Origin of the sequence: Blautia caecimuris (assembly GCF_024622975.1) — a bacterium.
GTDB lineage: Bacteria > Bacillota > Clostridia > Lachnospirales > Lachnospiraceae > Blautia_A > Blautia_A caecimuris.
The window spans coordinates 99,539-120,767 of the sequence record NZ_JANJZT010000001.1 but is presented as its reverse complement, the minus strand read 5'-3'; the positions used below and the strand labels follow the sequence as shown (position 1 = coordinate 120,767).

Annotated in this window: 19 protein-coding genes; 2 read left to right on the top strand and 17 right to left on the bottom strand. The window is 46.1% G+C overall.

The features are described 5' to 3' along the window. Positions 1-210 precede the first annotated feature (210 nt). From NSA57_RS00580 to NSA57_RS00555, 6 genes are all read right to left on the bottom strand, one after another. Positions 211-1,212: an aldo/keto reductase gene (locus NSA57_RS00580; RefSeq protein WP_022067841.1), complete on the bottom strand. Its 1,002-nt coding sequence runs from the start codon at positions 1,210-1,212 to the stop codon at positions 211-213. Between the two features lie 62 nt (positions 1,213-1,274). Further along, a complete protein-coding gene (gene pfkB, locus NSA57_RS00575) occupies positions 1,275-2,204 on the bottom strand; it encodes a 1-phosphofructokinase (RefSeq protein ID WP_257463693.1) in 930 nt (309 codons plus the stop codon). Between the two features lies 1 nt (position 2,205). Beyond that, entirely contained in the window at positions 2,206-3,258 is a 1,053-nt protein-coding gene (locus tag NSA57_RS00570) for a galactitol-1-phosphate 5-dehydrogenase (protein ID WP_147598007.1), read from the bottom strand. 19 nt (positions 3,259-3,277) lie between these two features. Then, positions 3,278-4,795 carry a xylulokinase gene (gene xylB, locus NSA57_RS00565; RefSeq protein WP_257463692.1) on the bottom strand — a complete coding sequence of 506 codons (1,518 nt, stop codon included), beginning with the start codon at positions 4,793-4,795 and terminating at the stop codon, positions 3,278-3,280. A gap of 52 nt (positions 4,796-4,847) precedes the next feature. Beyond that, positions 4,848-5,852, bottom strand: coding sequence for a LacI family DNA-binding transcriptional regulator (locus NSA57_RS00560; RefSeq protein ID WP_147598005.1), 1,005 nt, complete (start codon positions 5,850-5,852; stop codon positions 4,848-4,850). A gap of 38 nt (positions 5,853-5,890) precedes the next feature. Next, a complete protein-coding gene (locus NSA57_RS00555) occupies positions 5,891-6,739 on the bottom strand; it encodes a class II fructose-bisphosphate aldolase (RefSeq protein WP_173752013.1) in 849 nt (282 codons plus the stop codon). Positions 6,740-6,977: 238 nt separating this feature from the next. On the opposite strand from NSA57_RS00555, the gene NSA57_RS00550 reads away from it, so the two are divergent. After that, entirely contained in the window at positions 6,978-7,421 is a 444-nt protein-coding gene (locus tag NSA57_RS00550; RefSeq protein WP_022067847.1) for an RbsD/FucU family protein, read from the top strand. 190 nt (positions 7,422-7,611) lie between these two features. On the opposite strand, the gene NSA57_RS00545 is transcribed toward NSA57_RS00550, so the two are convergent. The 3 genes from NSA57_RS00545 to NSA57_RS00535 form a co-directional block, all read right to left on the bottom strand. Then, positions 7,612-8,829, bottom strand: coding sequence for a GW dipeptide domain-containing protein (locus NSA57_RS00545; RefSeq protein ID WP_257463691.1), 1,218 nt, complete (start codon positions 8,827-8,829; stop codon positions 7,612-7,614). Between the two features lie 327 nt (positions 8,830-9,156). Continuing rightward, the gene (locus tag NSA57_RS00540; protein ID WP_257463690.1) at positions 9,157-9,987 is read right to left on the bottom strand and encodes an alpha/beta hydrolase; all 831 of its coding nucleotides are present in this window, start codon (positions 9,985-9,987) and stop codon (positions 9,157-9,159) included. Between the two features lie 199 nt (positions 9,988-10,186). Then, positions 10,187-11,983, bottom strand: a complete 1,797-nt coding sequence (locus NSA57_RS00535; RefSeq protein WP_147598002.1) for an L-fucose isomerase — start codon at positions 11,981-11,983, stop codon at positions 10,187-10,189. Between the two features lie 334 nt (positions 11,984-12,317). On the opposite strand from NSA57_RS00535, the gene NSA57_RS00530 reads away from it, so the two are divergent. Then, entirely contained in the window at positions 12,318-13,166 is an 849-nt protein-coding gene (locus NSA57_RS00530; protein ID WP_257463689.1) for an AraC family transcriptional regulator, read from the top strand. A gap of 61 nt (positions 13,167-13,227) precedes the next feature. Here the strand turns inward: NSA57_RS00530 and NSA57_RS00525 are convergent, their stop codons facing one another. From NSA57_RS00525 to NSA57_RS00490, 8 genes are read right to left on the bottom strand one after another with little or no spacing between them, the layout of a single operon-like run. Beyond that, positions 13,228-14,271 (bottom strand): cob(I)yrinic acid a,c-diamide adenosyltransferase, encoded by a 1,044-nt coding sequence (locus tag NSA57_RS00525; protein WP_173752011.1) that lies wholly within the window; start codon positions 14,269-14,271, stop codon positions 13,228-13,230. Further along, positions 14,268-14,627 carry a glycerol dehydratase reactivase beta/small subunit family protein gene (locus tag NSA57_RS00520; RefSeq protein WP_147597999.1) on the bottom strand — a complete coding sequence of 120 codons (360 nt, stop codon included), beginning with the start codon at positions 14,625-14,627 and terminating at the stop codon, positions 14,268-14,270. Before NSA57_RS00520 ends, NSA57_RS00525 begins: the two co-directional genes overlap by 4 nt. Before the next feature lie 40 nt (positions 14,628-14,667). Continuing rightward, positions 14,668-16,479, bottom strand: a complete 1,812-nt coding sequence (locus NSA57_RS00515; RefSeq protein WP_147597998.1) for a diol dehydratase reactivase subunit alpha — start codon at positions 16,477-16,479, stop codon at positions 14,668-14,670. Then, a complete protein-coding gene (locus NSA57_RS00510) occupies positions 16,476-16,871 on the bottom strand; it encodes a diol dehydratase small subunit (protein ID WP_022067855.1) in 396 nt (131 codons plus the stop codon). The genes NSA57_RS00515 and NSA57_RS00510 overlap by 4 nt, the downstream gene beginning before the upstream one ends. Next, positions 16,868-17,557, bottom strand: coding sequence for a propanediol/glycerol family dehydratase medium subunit (locus NSA57_RS00505; protein WP_022067856.1), 690 nt, complete (start codon positions 17,555-17,557; stop codon positions 16,868-16,870). The genes NSA57_RS00510 and NSA57_RS00505 overlap by 4 nt, the downstream gene beginning before the upstream one ends. A 10-nt stretch (positions 17,558-17,567) precedes the next feature. Continuing rightward, entirely contained in the window at positions 17,568-19,232 is a 1,665-nt protein-coding gene (locus NSA57_RS00500) for a propanediol/glycerol family dehydratase large subunit (protein ID WP_022067857.1), read from the bottom strand. Positions 19,233-19,283: 51 nt separating this feature from the next. Then, complete coding sequence (locus tag NSA57_RS00495; RefSeq protein WP_022067858.1) at positions 19,284-20,435, bottom strand: 1-propanol dehydrogenase PduQ; 1,152 nt, start codon at positions 20,433-20,435, stop codon at positions 19,284-19,286. Positions 20,436-20,451: 16 nt separating this feature from the next. Beyond that, the gene (locus tag NSA57_RS00490; protein WP_173752010.1) at positions 20,452-21,222 is read right to left on the bottom strand and encodes a DeoR/GlpR family DNA-binding transcription regulator; all 771 of its coding nucleotides are present in this window, start codon (positions 21,220-21,222) and stop codon (positions 20,452-20,454) included. Positions 21,223-21,229: the final 7 nt, after the last annotated feature.

Below are 21,229 nucleotides of genomic sequence, written 5' to 3'. Positions count from 1 at the left end.
CTATATGTAATAATTTAATCAATATCCAACATTTCTTCAATATGTGGCAGGTTTTGTGGTTTTTATTTTTGATATATATGACTTGAATTGTATGCTGCTTTATGTCATTCCCCTCCCCTGCTTTTCTCCGCCAAAAAACCCGCCGGTTCCTGCCCAAAAGAGCAGGAGCCGACGGGTTCCTTTTTACTTCTTTCTTTACTGTTTTTTATATTATTTTACGATCACACCATCTTCATCCCAGAGATCATGCCAGTCGTTTGCGCCCTCCCAGAGGAATACCTGACCTTTTACAAGGCGATTGCCTTTTTCCAGAGTGGAAATGATTTTCATTTCCTCTTCTGTAAGAGGATCCTCAGTAACGCATTTCAGATTGGAAGCAAAATTATGTACGGAGAACGGAATGGAAATCTCTCCTCTCTGATGCGCCCATTTCAGAGCGATCAAAGCCGGATGTACTCCGTGTGCCTCTGCAATAGCTTTCATTTCCGGAAGCTGAAGATCAGCCACATCCTCCGGACAGATATCTCTCTCTGGTCTTCTAGGTGAGCCAAGAGGCATATAGCCTACCGGCTGGATATTGTGAGCTACCAGATAATCATAAAGCTCCTGCTGCTGGAAGCATACATGAAGTTCCAGCTCACAGGCTGCCGGTTTGATCTTCATAAGCGGAAGAACAGCCTCCAGCTTCGGAATCGTCATGTTTGAGATACCGATGTAACGGATCACCCCTTTTTCCACAAGCTCCTCACACTGACGGTAAGTATCCATAAACTCATCCACACTGAAAGGTCTGGAATCCGGATTTCTGGAATCTACATCACATCCCGGTGCATGATAATTTGGGAACGGCCAGTGGATAAAGTACAGGTCCACATAATCGCACTGAAGATCCTGAATACTCTTTCTGCAGGCTTTCTCCACATCTCTGTGCATATCATTCCATACCTTTGTCATAATAAAAAGATCTTTTCGCTCTACAACGCCCTCATCAAAAGCGTCCTTAAATACCTTTCCGATCTGTGGCTCATTGCCATAGCAGGCTGCGCAGTCAAACATACGATAGCCGCTGCGCACTGCCCCTGCAACCGCTGCTGATACATCCTCTGCTGATACACGGTCAGAACCAAAGGTTCCCATTCCAACACAGGGAACTTCCTCACCGGAAGGAAGAGTTACTTTTGGCACAAGTGCCGGATTAATAAATTCTGCCATCTTTTTCTTCTCCTTTTTATGATTTTCTGATTCTGTTGTATTTTGAAAACTCTACAAAATCTTTATAATTTCATAATCTTAATCTGAGGAAGAATTTTTTCCATATCCTCCATACAGAAAAATCCTGTTTCTTCCCGCATGGCTGCCGCCGCAGAAATGGCGCTTGCCTTTTTCAGGGTTTCCGGAAGGGACAGCCCCTCCTTCAGTCCGATGGCAAAGCCTGCGATCATGGAATCGCCGCAGCCTACTGTATTGACAGCATCGATTTTCGGTACTTCCGCCCGGAAGATTCCCTCGTCACTTACTGCAAGGGAGCCGTCTGCTCCAAGGGAAACAGCTACGATCTCCACGCCGTTTCTGTGGATCTCCTTTGCCGCTTCAATAATATCATTAATATCATCGCAGTTCTTTCCGGTAAGCATCCTGATCTCGTCAATATTGGGCTTGATCAGCGTGGGAGCTGCCTGAATCCCCATTTCCAGAAGCTTTCCGCTTGTGTCAAGGATCACCTTTTTTCCGGCGTCCTTTACAATTTTTACAAGACGCTGATATGCGGTTCCGTCTAAGCCTTTTGGAACGCTTCCGGACATTGCCACAACCTCTGCGTCAGCAACCAGCGTGCGGAATTTTTCTTCAAAGCCTTCAAAATCCTTTTCTGTAAGAGTAAAGCCCGGCTCCAGAAATTCTGTCTGCACATGGTTTGTCTCGTCCCAGATATTAATGCAGGAGCGGCTTTCCGCATCCACATGATAAAATTCACTTTTGATGCCAAAGGGCTTCAGGGCATCCTCGATGTAATTTCCCGCATGGCCGCCTACAAATCCGGTTGCCACAACCTCTGCCCCGTAAATAGAGGCCGGCTTGGAAACGTTCAGTCCTTTTCCCCCAGGAACATAACTGCATTCCTTTACACGATTGACTTCTCCCACCTGAAAGTTTTCTACTACATACCGCTTGTCAATAGCGGCGTTTAAAGTTACTGTCAGTATCATTTTAGTTTTCCTCGTTTGATAAAAGAATCTTTCCTTTTACAAGGCCCGGTGTCTTAAAGAGCTGGAAGGCTTCCTGAGCCTGGCTCATAGGAATTTTCTTATAAATGAAGCCCGGATCAAATTTCAGCTGTCCGGTTGCAAAATAATGAGCGGTAAGCTCCCATTCTTTTCCCGGGAACGGAGCGCTGTAGGACATCCAGGAGCCTGTCAGTTTAAACTCCTTACGGTTCATGTTTTCCCACTGGGCAGGTGTAAAGGAAAGGTCTACATGAGGAGTACCGATAAAGCATACATGAGCCTTATTTGCAGCCAGCTCAAAGGCCATATGCATGGTTGGAACCTGTCCTGCTGTCTCAAATACATAGCCGTAGCCCTTATTTCCGGTAAGCTCCATAGCTGTTTTCATGTAATCCTCTTTTGTGGTGTTTACCACCTCGTCTGCCCCAAGGCGTTTTGCCAGCTCCAGACGCTCATCGCTGATATCAAAAACCACAACCTTTTTGGAGCCGAAGATCTTTGCCCACTGCATGGTAAACATACCAATGGTTCCGCCGCCAAGGATTGCCACGCACTGACCTCCCTGATAATCATTCTGCAGAAGTCCGTGAAGGGCTACTGTAGAGGGCTCGAACATTGCGCCCTGCTCATAGGGAACTGATGCGTCAAAAGGAACTGCGTTCTGCTCCGGAACCACCACATAATCTGCATTGCTTCCCTGCTCTCTGGAGCCGATAAAGCTGTAATGCTTACAAAGGGAATAATTGCCTTTCTGGCAGTCCTCACATTTCATGCAGGGTACAAGAGGAGCGCCGGAAACACGGTCGCCTGCCTTTACCTTTGTAACACCCTCTCCGATTTCCACCACATCGCCGGAGAACTCATGTCCCAGAACGATCGGATAAAAGTGTACGCCATTATGAAGTACACGTGGAATATCAGAGCCGCAGATACCGGAATAGTGAACCTTGATCTTTACATACCCCGGTTTTACCTCCGGCTCCGGAATTTCCAGATACTGCACGTCCTCATTTGCTACAACTACTGCTGCTTTCATAATAAGAATACTCCTCCTTTTATTCATGTTTTGTCATCATACCGGCCAGAGACCGGTACAATTCCAAATAGGTTTCATAAGTTTTGTCGTAAATCTCTTTCACCCTGAGATCAGGCTCATGGGTTCTTGTTACACTGACGGTTTCCTTTACTGCCTCCTCATAGTCCTGATAGAAGCCTGTTCCCACTCCGGCCAAAAGGGCTGCGCCCAAAGTAGTGGCTGTATCAGAAGCCGGAACTACGATCTTTTTGCCTGTAATATCTGCCTTGATCTGGGTCCAGAGAAGTGAGTTTGCAGATCCGCCCATAGCGCGGAGAACATTTGCCCGGGCGCCTGCACTTTCCGCCACTTCCAGATTATGGCGGAGAGAAAGAGCCACACCTTCCATACAGGCACGGACCATATGTCCCTTTGTTTTGGAAAAATCAAGTCCGTAAAATACGCCCTTTGCATAAGGATTCCAGACAGGTGACCGCTCGCCGGCCATGTACGGAAGAAATACCAGTCCATCGCTTCCGGCTGCTATTTTTTCTGCGATCTCATTAAGCTGATTCAAAGACGAAACTCCTGTTTCCTTTTTCATCATCCGCTCATAGTCCGCAAATTCCCGCTCAAACCAGCGCATAACACCGCCGCCTCCGGTAGTACCTCCCTGGAGAAGCCATTTACCCGGAACTACATGGAAGCCAAGGATCAGACGGGGATCAGCCTTATACTCGTCAAGACAGATACTCATACCGCCTGCCTGTCCGCCCTGCTCCTGAGTCTCGCCGGGATTGATCACCCCCGCCCCCAGAGTTCCGCAGGCTGCATCCAGACCTCCTGCCACAACAGGAGTCCCCTCTGCAAGTCCGCATTCCTCTGCAGCTTTTTTTGTTACTGTTCCCACAACATGGTCACATGGGACGATTTCCGGCAAAAATTCTACAGGGATCCCCAGCTTTTCACACATAGCCTCATTCCACTTGCCTGTCCGCATATCAAAGCAGTGAAGTCCGTACCCCTGGGAAAGATCCTGGCTTACCGCTCCTGTAAGCTTAAAAGCAATAAAGCTGTTGGACTGAAGGATTTTGTCAATTTTGGCATACACCTCCGGAAGGTTTTCTTTATACCAGAGGATCTTCGCTGTAGTATAAGATGGCTGAAGGGAGTTTCCTGCCACCTCAAAGATTGCCTCTGCGCCGATTTCCTCGTTGAGACGGTCGCAGATAGACTGCGCTCTTGTGTCCATCCAGATCGGCGTATTGGTCAGTACATGTCCGTTCCGGTCAATGGCAATGGCTGACCAGCTCTGACCGTCAATCCCCACTCCCGCAATCTCTTCCGGAGCAACAGACGCCTCTTCGATCACCTGACGGACAGCCCCGCAGACAGCACTCCACCATTCTTCCGGGTTCTGCTCTGCCCAGCCCTCCTTTGGGTAATACACCGGATAATCCCCGTTGGCTGCTGCCAGCACACAGCCGCTCCGGTCAAAAAGGGCAACCTTACAGGCGCTTGTTCCAATATCAATTCCAATTAAATATGACTGGTTCATCTTTTTTTCCTCATTATTTTATAGTGTTCTGCTTTCCCATGATTCTGTATCCTTAAAGCTGTGCAATGGATTTTCCATGGATAATGGTTGTCCCCAGCTTTTCTGTACGGCATCCGGATTCATTTCCTGCATGTTCCAGACGTTCCAGCATAATCCCCGCCGTAGCCTCTGCGATTTTTTCTGTGGGCTGAGAAACAATGGTCAGCTTGGGATTACAGGCTCTGGCAAAGGGAAGATTGTCAAAGCCCACCAGAGAGATTTCCTCCGGAATCCGGATTCCCAGCTCATTAAGCCCGATCACAGCTCCCATAGTCATCTCGTAGTTGGTGATAAAAACCGCTGTCATATCCGGGTTTTTCTGCACCAGTGTTTCCATTGCCTTAACGCCGCCCTGAATAGTGTAATCACCGTGGACGATCAGCGACTCCCGCACAGGAAGGTTCAACTCCTCCATGGTTTTGCAATAGCCTTTCATTCGTTCCTGCGCTGTGGAGATTTCCTCCGGACCGCCGATGATCCCGATATTCCGATGGCCTTTTTCATAAAGAAGCTTTAAGGCATCCGAAGCAGCCTGCTCATTGTCTACCAGAACACTGTCACAGACAACACCCTGGATTTTTCGGTCAATAAGAACAATCGGCTTTCCTGTTTTCTGAAAAGCTTTCAGATGACCACCCTCGGTGTCTACCGGCATATTGATGATGCCGTCAACCCTTTTCCGGCATAAAAACTCCACAGCCTCCTGCTCCAGCTTCTTGTCTGTACGGCAGTCACAGATCATTGTCGCATATCCGTGATTTCTTAAAATATCTTCCATACCGGTAATGATCTCAGCACAAAAGGTATTGTTCAGCTCCGGGATTACCACTCCAATGGTTTTTGTTGCATTTGTCTTAAGATTCCTGGCAACCTCATTGACCTCATAGTGAAGTTCTTCAATAGCTTCCTCGATTTTTTTTCTGTTTTTTTCTCTGACATTTCCTCCGTTGAAATAAGAAGAAATGGTTGCAAGGCCCAGTCCTGTTCGCTTTGCAAGATCTTTCATGGTTGCTGCCATATGAATCCCCCTGTCAGCTATCTGTCAATATTTCAGTTTCAGGCTTTTCCGTCGCATCCGCAGACCTTCATGCGATACATAACAAGCTCCTTGACTGCCTTGATCGCAGCTTTACCGTAAGCTTTCGGATCAATGGTGTTTTCATTTTCTGCAAAGGTTTCTTTTACTGCTTTGGAATAAGCGTCACGTAGCTCTGTAGCAAAGTTTACTTTACACATACCGCGTTTTACACACTCTCTTACCTGATCGTCGCTTAATCCGGATGCTCCGTGAAGTACAAGCGGAACCTCTACCATCTGACGGATCTCGCTGACGCGCTCAGTGTCAAGAACCGGTGTGCCTGCATAGAAACCATGGGCTGTTCCGATAGCTACTGCAAGAGAGGTAACGCCTGTACGCTCTGCAAATTCTTTTGCTTCCTGAGGATCTGTATTTGTATCTGCCTCTGCTTCCAGGTCATCTTCTTTGCCGCCAACCTTGCCAAGCTCTGCCTCGCAGGGAATATCAAGGGCGCGGGCTACGTCTGCAACTTTTTTTGTCAAAGCTATATTTTCCTCAAAATCAAACTTGGAGCCGTCGATCATCACAGAGGTATAGCCTGCGTGGATTGCCTGCATTGCAAGTTCAAAGCTGCTGCCATGATCCAGGTGAAGGCATACCGGCACACTGGCTTTTTTTGCTTCCGCCGCAACAAGAGCTGCATAGGTCTCAACTGTTCCATATTTTACTGTAGATGGTGTCGTCTGAATCATAACCGGAGCCTTCAGCTCTTCCGCAGCTTCTATGATTGCTTTTACCATCTCCATATTTTCCGCATTAAAAGCGCCTACTGCGTATCCTTCCTTCTGAGCCTTTAACAGCATTTCCTTTGATGTAACAAGTGGCATGATAATTTCCTCCTTAGGGTAAAATATAATGGTGTAACCTGCATTTTTCCAGTATCTGTTTATTTCGGCCTCTTAAAACCGAAACGTTTCTGTTTGAGCTAATCATACATCGCCGAAACGTTTCTGTCAACAGTAAAATATTCATCTTTTACAGGAAAATATTCTATTGTCAAGAACTGCAGATACAGGTAAATTTTATATCAGAAAAATCTTATTCTTAATAAATGGAGGTATTATTATGTTAAAAGGAATTCCTGAAATCTTATCACCAGAATTATTAAAGGTATTATGCGAAATGGGACACAGTGACCGTCTCGTTATTGCTGACGGAAACTTTCCTGTAGAATCCATGGGAAAAAATGCCATTACCATCCGCTGTGACGGACATGGAGTACCGGAAATCCTGGAAGCTATCCTGAAGGTTTTCCCACTGGATACTTATGTAGAGCATCCTGTAAATCTTATGGAGGTTATGCCGGGAGATACTGTAGAAACTCCGATCTGGGATACATATAAAGAAATCATCCGTAAATATGATGACAGAGGAGATGCTGTTGTAGGAAACATCGAGCGTTTTGCTTTTTATGATGAAGCAAAAACTGCTTACTGCATTATTTCCACAAGTGAAAAAGCTCTTTATGCAAATGTTATGCTTCAGAAAGGCGTTGTGATCAACGACTGATTCTGTAATCTTTGTACAAAATCCGATAACGCATAAGGAAATCCCCTATAAACAGGGTTTCCTGTAAAGCGAAAATCAAATTTTCCTGATTATATAAAAAAGTACAGATTCCTTTTTTGATATGTTCCCTCTTTACCTGACTTCCGTCAAAGAGGGAACATATCACTTTAAGGTTCCTGTACTTTTACTTTTACCGTTTTTTAAAATGATAGATGAGAACTCCGACAGCCGCGCCTACTGCTATGGCTGCAATCCAGAGAAAAGGTGCGGGAATTCCGGAAGACGTTTTTACAGTCTGAGCCGATGTTTCCTGCGCATTTTCCCCTGCGCTGTTTTCCGTTTTTTTGACCGAAGACTCTTCTTTCTCTTTGCTTTTTTCGGTTTCTTTATTGCCTGCCCCGGTTACTTCCGCAGATTCAGGCTTTTCAGAAACTGCAGGGGTACCCTCGGCTTCCTTTTTCCCGGAAGCGGTATCGTCTGTCCCGGAAGCCTTTTCTGGTACAGCTTTCGGCGCGGAAGCCGCTTCAGAACTCTCTGCTGCATCCGGAGTTATGGAAAGAGCCGCAACTGATATTTCCGGCTTCTCTTCTGTCTCCGATATTGCAGAAGGTGTTGTTCCCGGTTCTCCGGCGGTTTTTGAAACTTCTGCAGAAGGTGTTTCCGGTTTCTCTGTACTTACAGAAACAGCTGTATCAGAAGTTTCCGCATCTTCTGCTGACAAGGCGCTGTCTGTCTTTCCAGGAGTCTTTCCATTTTCTGTGCTATCTGACATTTCTCCTGATTCAGTACCTTCCTGTTGGTCAGGATTGTTCACTTCATCCAGATTGACCCATCCCTGTTTTCCGTCTATGGTGGTCACACCCCAATAGCTTCCGTCATTCATATGGGCATCCTGAGTAATATGTAATGTTTCGCCGCTTTTGATATCACGGACTCCCGGAACTGTCCCGTATTTTTCGCCCGGCCCCTGATATAGTTTCATATCATCCTCTTCCGATACAGTAATATCATAGTCCGCCTGATAGTTTACATTATCTCTTCCTGCCAGATACAGTTCTGAATCAATAGCCTCCTGTCGGGATGCTGCCGGGCGGCAGTCATCCAACGGTACAAAACCATTCATTCCGTGATACTGTACATATCCCCAGGTACGTTTATGAGTCTCGTCTTCCACCTCACCCTCAATATGCAAAGCTGTGCCATTGGGAATCATTTCCTCGCTCAGCTTCGCAGCTTCCAGATCCGGGTTTGCATAGATATCAATGCCTCCGGCTTTTGATTCCACAATCATATAGTAATCTGTCTTATAATCCGGTTCGGTTTGTTTGTTCTGGACGTCTGCTGAAACTGTCACTGAAATAATCATACACAATATCGCCGCAAACCAGATTCCTGTTGTTTTCTTCATCTTTCTTTTCCCCTTGCCTTATGCATTTCCCCGAATCACATGCCTTTGTGCTGTTTCCCTGCAGACTCATTGATTCTTCTGTTACTATAAACAATCATAGCACAGTTTTTGTGGTTTGATAATCCCTTTTCGTTCTCATTTTTCTGATAAATAACGACAAAAATGCCGTCCGATTCATTCACATCAACATGCCCGGAGCACAGCTGCTGACAAAAATATATTATCAATATGCCACTGCCCTGCCAATGATTTTTACTTAACCTCAAATCATTCTTTCTGATCTGGGATTCTTTCTGACCTGGTTCTCGGGAAGAAAACCTCAAAAAATCATACCCCCGGATTCCACCAGGGAAATCTGCGGTTCAGCCATTTTTCACAAAGCGAACTCCATTCTTCACAGCCACGGATAATTCCTCTTCCGTCTTCATTTGCTGTCAGCTCGTTTCCAAGTCCGATTCCATGATACCCCTCCGGAAACAGATGATATTCTGCCGGTATCCCATATTTTGCCAGAGCCTGAACAAAACATATGGAATTATACGGAAGAACTGTCGTATCCTCCATGGTATGCCAGATAAAGGTTTCCGGTGTGTCTCTGCTTACCTGATTTTCCAGCGACATTTGATTCCTCAGTTCCTCATACCTGTCTCCCAGCAGGTTTCGGAAGCTTTCCTCGTGCCCCTCTTTCCCTGAGGTGATCACCGGATAGCTGAGGATCAGGCCATTTGGACGGATATCCTCTGCCTCCAGGCCCAGAAGTTCTGCAAGCTCTCCATTATTCCAGAGGGTTCCGAGTGACGCCGCCAGATGTCCTCCTGCGGAAAATCCCATTACAAGTATCTTGTCCTGGTCGATCAGCCATTCCCCGCTTCTTTTTCTCAGAATATTTACTGCCTTTGCAAGCTGGCAGAGAGCTGTTGGATAAACAGCCGGAGCCACACTGTATCTGAGAACCGCTGTATGGTATCCCATGCTCATAAAACGAATGGCAATGGCTTCCGCTTCCCTGTCTGAGGTCATTCTGTAGGCTCCTCCCGGACAGATCAGAATCACCGGGCGAACCTGTCCCGGATACAGTTCTTTAGACTCTTCCCAGAAATAAGTAGTCATCCAGGCTTCATAATCTTCATAACAGATTCTTATTTTTTCATGTAACATTTGCATTCCCCTTCACTTATCCAAAATTTCTCATGCTTCCCTGATTTTACCACACTGACAGAAAAATGGACAGAAGTACCGCAGATTTTACTCCAGGTAATAATGGATGTTCTGCATATTTTATTGCTTTCCGGACAAAAAAATCCTCCGGAGAGCTCCGGAGGATTTTTCATCTGGCATTTAACTGCCGATATAAGTCTTATTTGTAAAGAGGTCCGTAGTTCTTGCAAGCGCGGAAGTCTGCGCCCTCTTTGTCCATTCCAAATGCATTCCATGCAGCCGGACGGAAAATCTTTTCTTCCGGAACGTTGTGCATGCAAACCGGGATTCTCAGCATAGAAGCCATTGTGATAAGGTCTGCGCCGATATGTCCATAGGAGATTGCACCATGGTTAGCGCCCCAGTTATTCATTACATTGTAAGCATCCTTGAATGCGCCTTCTTTTCCGTCGCATCTTGGAGCAAACCATGTGCATGGCCATGTGTAGTCTGTACGTTTCCAGAGAGTATCAGATACTTCCTCCGGAAGAGCTACAGTCCAGCCCTCTGCGATCTGAAGAACCGGTCCAAGTCCTTTTACAAGGTTCAGACGGATCATAGTTGCAGGCATCTGATCCTTTGTTTCAAATCTGGAGGAGAATCCGCCTCCACGGAAGTATCCATTGTCTGCTGCATTCCATGTAGTGGCATCCATAATTGCCTTCTGATCTTCTTCTGTTACATTCCACCATTCCTTCATAACAGCATTGCCGTTTTCGTCTTTAGCACCGCCGTTAGCATCAAGGCAGCATGCGCCGGAGTTGATCAGATGAATGATACCGCCGTTCTCTTTTGCAACACCTTCAATATCATATCCTGTTACTCTCTTAACTGCATCCGGGCTCCAGTATGTACGAACATCTGCGAACATCTGTGCACGGTTGGTAAGAAGTTTCATAAACAGCATTCCAAGACCGTTGAGAACGTCGTTCTCTGTAGCAAGGATATACGGCTCTCTTGCTCCTTCCCAGTCAAAGGAAGTATTCAGAACTGCCTCTGCAAAGTCGCCGTTCGGATAGAAGTCTGTCCACTGTCTCTGTCCCTGGAAACCTGCTGCAATAGCATTGTGGCCGATTGCTTCCTCTGAGAATTTCGGATCAAGATTATCACAGCCGTTCATCAGCTCTTTGATGATAACTGCCATCTTAACAACAAACTCAAACTGCTCTTCTTTCTTCTCTTCGGACATCTGAAGCTCTTCCGGGTTCTTGTCAAATCCGATCGTGCATGTTTTCTTTGCCCATGCAAGAGCTCTCTCAAATTCATCATGATCATAGATGCCCTCTGTCATACGACGGATGATCTCTACCTCGTCAACAGATTCTACGCGCATTCCAAGATAAGACTCAATAAAGTCGGAGTCAACGATGGATCCGCCGATACCCATGCAGATGGAACCGATCTGCAGCCAGGATTTTCCTCTCATGGAAGCTGCTGCAACTGCTGCACGGCCGAATCTTAAGATTTTTTCTTTTACATCTTCCGGAATTGTTGTGTCGTCAGCGTCCTGAACCTCATGTCCGTAGATACCGAATGCCGGAAGTCCTTTCTGTGCATGTGTAGCCAGAACGGATGCAAGGTAAACTGCACCAGGTCTTTCTGTAGCGTTGAAGCCCCATACAGCCTTGATTGTCTGAGGATCCATATCCATGGTCTCAGATCCGTAGCACCAGCATGGTGTAACAGTCAGAGTGATATCAACACCCTCTCTTCTGAATTTATCCGCACATGCAGCAGTCTCTCCAACACGTCCGATTGTTGTATCTGCAATAACAACCTTAACCGGCTCTCCGTTGGAATATCTTAAATTCTCTTCCAGTAATTTTGCTGCAGACTTAGCCATGTTCATTGTCTGCTCTTCCAGAGATCCTCTTACGTCAAGAGCGCCTCTGCGGCCATCAATTGTAGGTCTGATTCCGATTACAGGATAGCTTCCGATTAATCTGCTTTTAGCCATAATGTTTATTACCTCCATATTTAAGTTCGTTTGTTCCGGAAAAATCTGCTGCTGTTCCTTCCATTCACGGTAGTAAACCAAATTTCACTGTAACTTGCCCTTGGCAACAAAATTCAGTTTTGTATATCTCAGGATTTTTGTATGTTCATATCAAAACATCCCGGACAACGGTACCATGTAAACATCAGACAGAATTTCTCCCGTGTTTATATGCTTATTATACAATTGCAATATTATAATTACTTGTGTTATAATGGCAAAAAATAGTATAATATTCACCTTTTTAGAATTATGTATAAAATTTCTATAAACTGTCGGAAGGAGGCTCACCGTCTTGCATGATCTTGACCGGAATGAAAACAGAAAACGAGGGACTTATGAGTTCCCATTTGAATTTCATCACATTGATTCCACTCATCCCCGCTATGTGATGTCTTACCACTGGCATGTAGAATATGAACTGATGCGGATACTCAAAGGAACTCTTACCGTCACTTTAGACGAAAAAAGTTTCACAGCCACAGCCGGAGATATCATTTTTGTACACAGCGGAATCCTTCACAGCGGAATGCCTGATGATTGTGTCTATCAGTGTCTTGTTTTTGACGGAAACACATTTTTAAAGCACAACTCTGTATGTGCCGGTTATATGCAGAAAATCATCCATCAGGAAATCCTGGTATATCATCATTTTACAGATGAATCAAAAGATATCTGTGAAACTGTAAACAGTATTTTTGACTCCATGTGGCAGAATCAGCCTGGTTATGAACTTACTGTTCTTGGACAATTTTACCACTTTTTTGGTATCGTTTTTGGTAAACATTACTATTTGGAAAATGTGCAAAAGGCACGAAAAGACTATAAGAGGATTCTCCAGCTGAAACAGGTACTGGAATTTATTGAACATAATTATGCATCGCCGCTGACTCTTCAGGAGCTTTCTGCCTCTGTGTCCATGTCACCCAAATATTTCTGCAGATTCTTTTCGGAAATGACACACCAGACGCCTATGGATTATCTGAACAGGCAGCGAATCGAACAGTCCTGCTACGAGCTTTCAACCACCGATGACTCTATTACGGAAATTGCCTACAGGAATGGTTTCAATGATCTCAGCTATTTTATCCGTACTTTTAAAAAATATAAGGGAATCACTCCGGGAAAATATAAAAGATCTTAAATTACTCTGCTGCAAATACAAAGGAGCGCCAAAGCGCTCCTTTTCCATCCATCTCTTTTTCCTATAAAACCTCATTAAGAACTGACAGTCCGTATTCTGCCAGACTGTGGTCTTCCTCACCGGTTCCTCCGCTGACGCCAAGGCCTCCGATGATGGTATCGCCCACCTTCAGCGGTACGCCGCCTCCAAAGATTACGATCTTGCCATTGTCCATTTTATCCACACCGTAGAAGGTTCCCCCCGGCTGAGCAAGAACACTCAGCTCCTTTGTGGACATTTTCACCGCAACAGAAGTATATGCTTTCTTGGTCGCCACATCAAAGCTTACCAGAAAAGCGCCGTCCATTACGTGAACTGCAATGGGATTTCCTTCCGGTCCGCAGACTGCGATCACTGCTTTTTTGCCCCGGCGTTCTGCTTCTTTTTCAATTTTTTCAATCAGACGCTTGGCGCTGTCCAGAGTAATTCTGCCCTGGATTCCCATTCTTTTTAATACTTCCTGGATTACAGCTTCGCTTGGCTGAGTTCCCTGATTTTCTGCCATGGGTCTCTCCTTTTTATCACCGGATACCTGTGTGTTTTCGGATTTTTCCACCTTGTCTGCCTGAATGGCATCGATATATCTGGCAAGAACATAAAGGTAATCTGCCAGGCGGTTCATATATTTTTTTGTTCCGTTATCTGCTCCGAACTTTACACTGACCGCAGCCAGCGCACGCTCTGCCCTTCTTGCCACTGTCCGGGCAATATCAAGCTCTGCCGATAATCTGTTGGCTCCGGGAAGAATAAATTCCTTCGGTCTCTGAAACAACCCCTCCAGACGATCGATTTCCTGTTCCAGCGTTTCCACCGGAGCATCTTCTATTTTATAATCTCTGTTATAAGGATCTGCCACACCTGCCATAATTGTGATCAGCCTGCGCTGAATCTTTTCCAGAACAGCAATTGCGTCTTCGTCCTCCATCATTGTCTTTACCAGCCCCAGATGGCTTGTCAGCTCATCAATCGTTCCCACAAGCTGAATACGGTCGTCTGACTTGGATACATTTTTTGTGCGTACAAGGTCTGTTGTTCCCTTATCACCGCTTTTTGTATAAATGTTCATAACGACATCTCCCTGTTTTCCCCGTAAATAGCCTTAAACGGCATTTTTTTTACCGCTCTCGCGCTGTTTGCCCCAAGATTTCTGCACTGCCAGAAACGTGGATCATTTAACTCAAATACATTTTTTCCTTTGGGAAGCTTTGCCATCTGCATGGCAATCCTGCGCTCTGCAATACCAATTCCTGAACCAAGCATGGAATCTTTTGCAGCTTCAAATGCAAGCTCATCCATGTCGGCATCTCTGGAATGTATCTCATAAAGAACGCCCTCTTCTTCAATTCCCGCACAGATCTCCCTTAAAAAATCTTCATCCGGATCTCTGGTGTATATAATAACAGTTGGTTTTCTGACGATCATGCTTCCTCCTGAAACTCTGCCGTCTGTCTGACCGGTACGGTCAGCTGCTTAAATATGACATTAACAAACCTGTGGCCACTGCGTTTCTCGGACCCTCTGTTCCCCGGATATTTCCACGTCCACAGACGATCCGGTATTCTGCAAGGGCTTCTGTAAGCATTTCCGGAATCTCAAAGTCCTCAGCGGAACCGCCAACCAGCACCACGTTTGATATTTTTCGTAAATCATGTTCAGGAGCCACGATTTTCAGCGCACGAACAGCATTTCTTACAAATACCTTCCGCTTTGCCTCTCTTCTGACCTCAAGAATCTTTTCCATGGGAATGTCTTCTTCCACCTTCAGCATTTCGCCGGGTGCCAGAAGTACCACATGTCCATAATATCCCGGGTCTATAGACTCCTCAAAAAACTGCATGGAACCATTTTCCAGTCTCATATGAAAAAGGCTTTCCACCTTTCCCATAGGATATTTTTTTATCTGCTCCGCCGTAGTGCGGCTTCCCAATCCGAGTTCTGTCTGTATCAGCATGGTAACAAGCTCTCCCGCTCCTGCCTGATGGGTCGTCCGGACTGTGCCGTTTTCTTCCAGCACCGCCGCATCTGTGGACCCGCCCCCCATATCAAGAATTGCAAGGGGAAGTCTTGTTCCCGGTGTGGTCAGCGCTCCAAGAGATGCCATAACTGCTTCCACGCCTGCAACTACAGCCTTCACTTTAAGTTCCTGTTCCAGTTTTTCTGCAATTTTCTGCATGGGAAGGTGCTTTGTCTTCACCATGGCAGCGATTCCCACTGCCTTTTCCATGCAGGTTTCTCCGGCAAGTGAGCCGGATATCTCAACAGGGGCCAGAGTATCTACTGCAAGAATGTCTGTGATCCTTACCTCCTGATCCCGGTCTGAAGCAACATCCGTCATACTTTTTTTGATACGGTCCAGCATATTTCCCACGTTGGTATTCTGCTGCCCGCTGATATCACGGATCTGGCCTGCTTTTTGGAGCGTTTCCATAATAGAATCTGCTCCTGTATCAATATTTACACTTAATTCTCTGCTTCCGTGGAAGTGGATCTCACCTGCAGGAAGAACATTCTCTCTGATGTTTCCGTTTGGGGTGCGGATCACAACCGCGCTCCTTTTTCCGATCAGGCTCTTTGCAATAGGAGTGACTGCTCTTGTTTCCTCCGGATTCAGTCCCAGGAGAGTGGCAATGCCGTAAGGATTGCTCAGCATCCTTATTCCGGTTCCCGGCAGAGCTACCTCAATAGCGGCCAGCTTATCTTCCGGAACCCGGCTGATATGCCTGACTTCATCAATAATGGGAATCTGCTTGTTCAGACGGTTTTCCACAAGTACTGCCTCATCAGCCTGAAGGATCAGCCCCCGGATATCAAGTTCCGGAATATGCTGGTTCAGCCTTGCCGCAACCTCCTCATAGGAGAACTTATTTGCTGCCACTACAATATAGGGAACTCCCGTTTTCCCCTTCCAGATATTTTCCAGATGAAGAAGATAACCGGATGCCTCACCTGCTCCTGCCGGAGTGGAAGGATTGTGCCCGATCATGGAAGATTCGGTAATAATGGTTTCTGTAATGGTCTCCATTGCCGTATCTCCGATCACAGGGGCTGCCTCATTAAGGCGCACAAGATCAAGGGCGCTTAAAGGCTGCCTGATTTTATCCAGAGCCTCAAGAAGCGCGGACTTTATCCCGTGAACATTTGGCAGTGTCCCTTTTGTTCCGGTTGTCATCCTGGAAGCCCCGGAGAGGAAATGGAAACTTCCATCCTCTCCCACACTTCCAATGCATACTTCAGTTGTGGAATTTCCTATATCAACACCCGCAATCAGTTTCAAAGAAGAATTCCCCTTTTTTCATAAATCTCTGCTGCTTCCAGAACCAGCTTTGCACAGTGCGGCGCACTGTATTTTTCCAGAAGCTCCTGTGCCATAAGTACAAGCTCTGTTTTAGTAGAACGGTTCGGACGCAGTTTGTTGTACATGTTCAGTATTACCTCGTCAGGTACGTTGGCAAGCTCAGAAGCTCTCTGGAAATTTGCTTCCATCTGAGGATTGTCCGCTTCCTTTGCCACCTGTCCCTGGCGTTTCAGCATTTCCGGAGATATCTTAATATCCTCCGCCTGTACATTACCTCTTTTTACTTCGTCCAGAGTAATGTCAGAAAGCTTTTTTCCTGTTTTGGAGGTAATGGTATCTGCTTCATTCTGTCCTAACGGATAGCTGCTCATCTTATTCCCTCCCATTCGATCATTCCTTTTTCCGGATCCAGCTGCTCTGTTTCCACAATGTGCATCAGCGCTGCCTTTACCTGGTATTTCGCACGTACCATAGGGTCGTTGGTACACTCAACAGGTGTAACCTTTTCTCCCTTTACATACTTTGCGGCATTCTGTCCGATCTTACGGTAGGTTTCCAGATCCATAAGAGGCGCCTGTGGAAAAAGCTCCAGATTGGAAAGAGGATACAGATCCTTCTGATGAATGACTGTAGTTCCCTTTGACTGGATTCCGATGCCAATGCCGGAGCCGGAAAGCTTAGCAGCCTGAAGCGCCATAAAGCATACGTCCGAAGTATCCAGAACCTTTACCACACGGGAGGTCATTCCCTCTTCCTCAATTCCTGCTTTTACGTTACGGAGAACCTCATCAAGAGGAATTCCGCCCATAGTCTTATGGATTTCTGTCTGAAAGGCTGCCCCAACACCGATCACAATCTCTCGGGGATCTGTTCCCTGAGCCGCCCTGGCTGCATTGTCATAAGAATGTTTCGGACGCATCCGTGTTCTTCCGGCAAGGCTTCCGGATCCGGATGTTTCCGGTGTCTGAACTTCTTTTTCCGGCTGTGCGCCATTCTGATGAAGCTGCTCCACAACCGCCTGAGTGATCGCACGGATCAGTTGTTCATTTACTTCCATAGCGCACCTCCTAAAATTCGTTTACATTGATTCTGTGAGGAATTGCCTTGATCTCCTCCCAGCGTTTTCCGGAAACACGATATCCGGTTCCCGGCCCCATATAATCATTCGGAGTATTTACACCGGACATTACCTGGAAATGTTCATCCAGAATAGCTGCCGTATGCATATAATCTCCGATAACTCTCTGTTTCAGCATGTTCAGGATATTTTCTGCAAGTTCCGTATAACCGCTTTCAGCAAGAGCCTTTACCACATCAACGCCTGTAATGCCGCGCTTCATCATTTCATCCGCAGACATCAGGTCTGCCGCAGCGTCACGCTTCAGAGTATCCCTGCTTCCATGAGCATAGGTAACTGCTTCCACCTGCTCGTCTGTTATCTCAGTTAAACCAAGATATTTGAACACGGCCTGAACCGCCTTGCCTGCAGTGCGGCGCACACGGATCACATCTTCCTCTGTAACAGGGCGAAGACCTCCGTCCACCTGCATATCTCTCTGCATTACGTTATAATCGTCAAAATCCTCGGCGTCAAAATTGGAGCCTGCGAACATATTGTCATAATTTGGCTCTGCAGCATATCCGGAAAAAATAAAATCTGTTCCCGGCATAAACTGAAGCATGGTTCTTGCTGTTCTTCTCATGTCAGAATTGGAAAAACTCTGATCATTGGAGGATGCACATTCCAGTCCTAGAAGGGCTGCAACAAGGTTCTCGCCAATGACCTCACGGATTCCTGCCGGAACGCCTGCAGCAACACCAATGCAGCTTACAGAACCATTCTGGATTCCCTGGCTTCCTGCTCCCTTTGTCACATAAAGGCAGCGGCACTCCAGATACAGCATGGACTTCATCTCGCTGCTTCCCATCAGCACTTCGCTTCCGGCGCCGGAAGTAAAGCGGACTTTCAGTCCTCTGGATGCATAAGCTGAATTCAGAAACGCCTTGGAATACGGAGTATCGTCTCCGTCAATAAATACCTTTTCCGTGCCATAAACAGAAAGGGTCTCCGCATAAGTGGTAAGCCCGCGGATCCCAAGTTCCAGTTCTGTAGCTTCCTCAGCCGAACACTGAGTCAGTACTCCCGGACGTCCTGCCTGGGAACCAATCAGAAGAGCCATTGCGCTGAACGGCGCATAACGTGCCACACCCATGGTAGTCTCTTCTTCACTGAAACCTCTCAGGGCGCCTTCTGCAGCGTCTGCTGCGATCTGAACCGGATCATCCTTCAGGTTTGTAATGTGAGCCTGATTTCCCGGAATTTTTCTGGCGCGCATTTTCTGCATTCCCATCATCATTTCCACCACATTCAGGCAGTTGATAACTTCCGCCATCTTTGCAGGAGTAATACCGGATACGATCTCCAGTATCTCCTTACGGGAAACATTGATATCTACGATCTTTCTGGCAATTTCCAGAGAGGGAACCGCCATAGACGCCTCTGCTCTGTCTGTGCGGATCGCGTAATCCGCAATGAACTGATCCAGGAAGTCAAAGTCTTCTCTCTTCTTTCCGTCCAGTTCTGTAATTATATTATTTTCTATTTTTACAGAAGGCTTCGGATCATAGGGACTGTGCATTGCCACAAATCCCATTTCCGGCCATTCGTCAATAAATCCGTCTTTATTTACTGCCCGGCGATCCAAAGCCTCGATTCTTTTCGATCTTTTCATATCGTCTACCTTTTCAGAAAAGTCTGTCTCAGATTATATCTGCCTTCCCTTTTAAAAGGACCACAGCTTTGTATAAATTTTTATAATATCTTCTTTTGTCGGCACTCGTGGGTTGGTAGGTGTGCAGGCATCTGCAAGAGCCGCCTCTGCCATCTTGTCTATTGCCGCAAAGTAAGCATCCGGTGTAATGGTTCCGATTTCCTGAATGGTAAGCGGGATGTTCATTTCTTTCAGCATGAACTGGATCCAGTTTACAAGTGAACGGACACTCATTACTTTATTATAATTGCTCAGCCCCAGAATATGGGCAATATTTGCATAACGCTTCACTGCCGGAAGGTATTCTTTCTGGCTTCTGCTGTGCTTATTGATGTTTGCATTAAATTCCACAATATGAGGAAGCAGCATTGCATTGGCTCTTCCGTGGGGAATATGGAACATTGCTCCCAGCTGATGCGCCATACTGTGAGTGATTCCCAGACCTGCAGTGTTAAAGGAAAGGCCTGCAAGACAGGAAGCCACATGCATTTTCTGACGGGCATGCATATCACTGCCGTCCAGATAGGCTCTGAGAAGAAATACGCCGCAGATCTCAATAGATTTTTCTGCCAGAGCAGAAGAAAATTCATTATGATCTATGCTGACATAGGATTCCAGCGCATGTGTAAATACATCCATTCCCGTGTCTGCCGTAATAGACGGAGGAACACTTTTTACCAGCTCTGCATCCAGAATCGCCTCGTCTGCTGTCAGGCTGTCTGAAACAAGCGGATATTTTACTTTTGCCTCTGTATCATTGACAACTGCAAAAGAAGTTACTTCTGATCCTGTCCCGCTTGTTGTTGGAATTGCGATCAGCCCTACTTCTGCATAGTGGTTGATCTTTAATGCAAACTCACGGATGGCTTTTGAGGAATCAATAGCGGAACCTCCGCCTACTGCCACAACAACCTCCGGCTGGAAACTCAGGAATTTCTTTACGCCGTCTGCAATTTTATCTACAGGCGCATCCGGTACTACATTGTGGAAAATATCATATTCTTTTCCGCCTCTTGTAAGCGGCTCTGTTATCAGGTCGATCATTTTGCTCTGAACAACAAAGGGATCTGTAATGATCAGGACTCTTTTATAAGGAATATCCTTCAGTCTTTCCAGCGCGTTCTCCCCAAAATGGATCACTGTTTTCATCTCAAAAGTATTCATGTCTGATGCTCCTTTTTTATGGCTGCTTCGGATACCGGCATTCAATTTCGGCATTGGTAAAACGTGCAAGCCATTTTTCAGACGGCCTTTTGTCTGTTACCACTACGTCTAAATCACGCAGCTTTCCTGCCACAGAAAAAGCAGTCTGATCAAATTTGGTACTGTCAACTACCAGAATTTTTTTGCGTCCGGAAGCGATCATGGCTTTTTTCGTTGTGCCAAAAGACTCCTGGGATTCCATGATTCCCCATTCCTGATCAAGTGCCTTACAGGAAAAAAACACCTTGTCCACATAATAGGAACGGATAACTTCCTCTGTCCTGGATCCCAGAAACGCAAGATATCCTTCTTTCATGACACCGCCTGTGGAAATGATATTCCATCCGGATACATCCGAAAGCTCTATCAGGATTTCCATGGAATTGGTGATCACTGTAAGTCTTTCTTTATCCTTTAATGCCTTTGCAATAAAAACTGCGGTGGTGCTTGCATCCAGAAAAATGTGATCCCCGTCCTGCACCATTTCTGCCACAATCTCCGCCATTTTCTGCTTTCCGCCTACATTCTGGTTTTTGCGAATATTAAAGGGCAGGTCAATACTTACATTTTCATTAATAACGGCTCCGCCATAGCTTTTTGTGGCAAGCCCTTCCTTTTCAAGCTTGTCAAGATCCCGGCGTATTGTTTCTTCTGAGACTTCATAGAGCTGGCTGAGTTCACTTACTACAACCCGTCTTTCTGTCTGAAGTTTCTCGAGGATCAGATTCCGTCTTTCTAATGCCAGCATTTTCCTT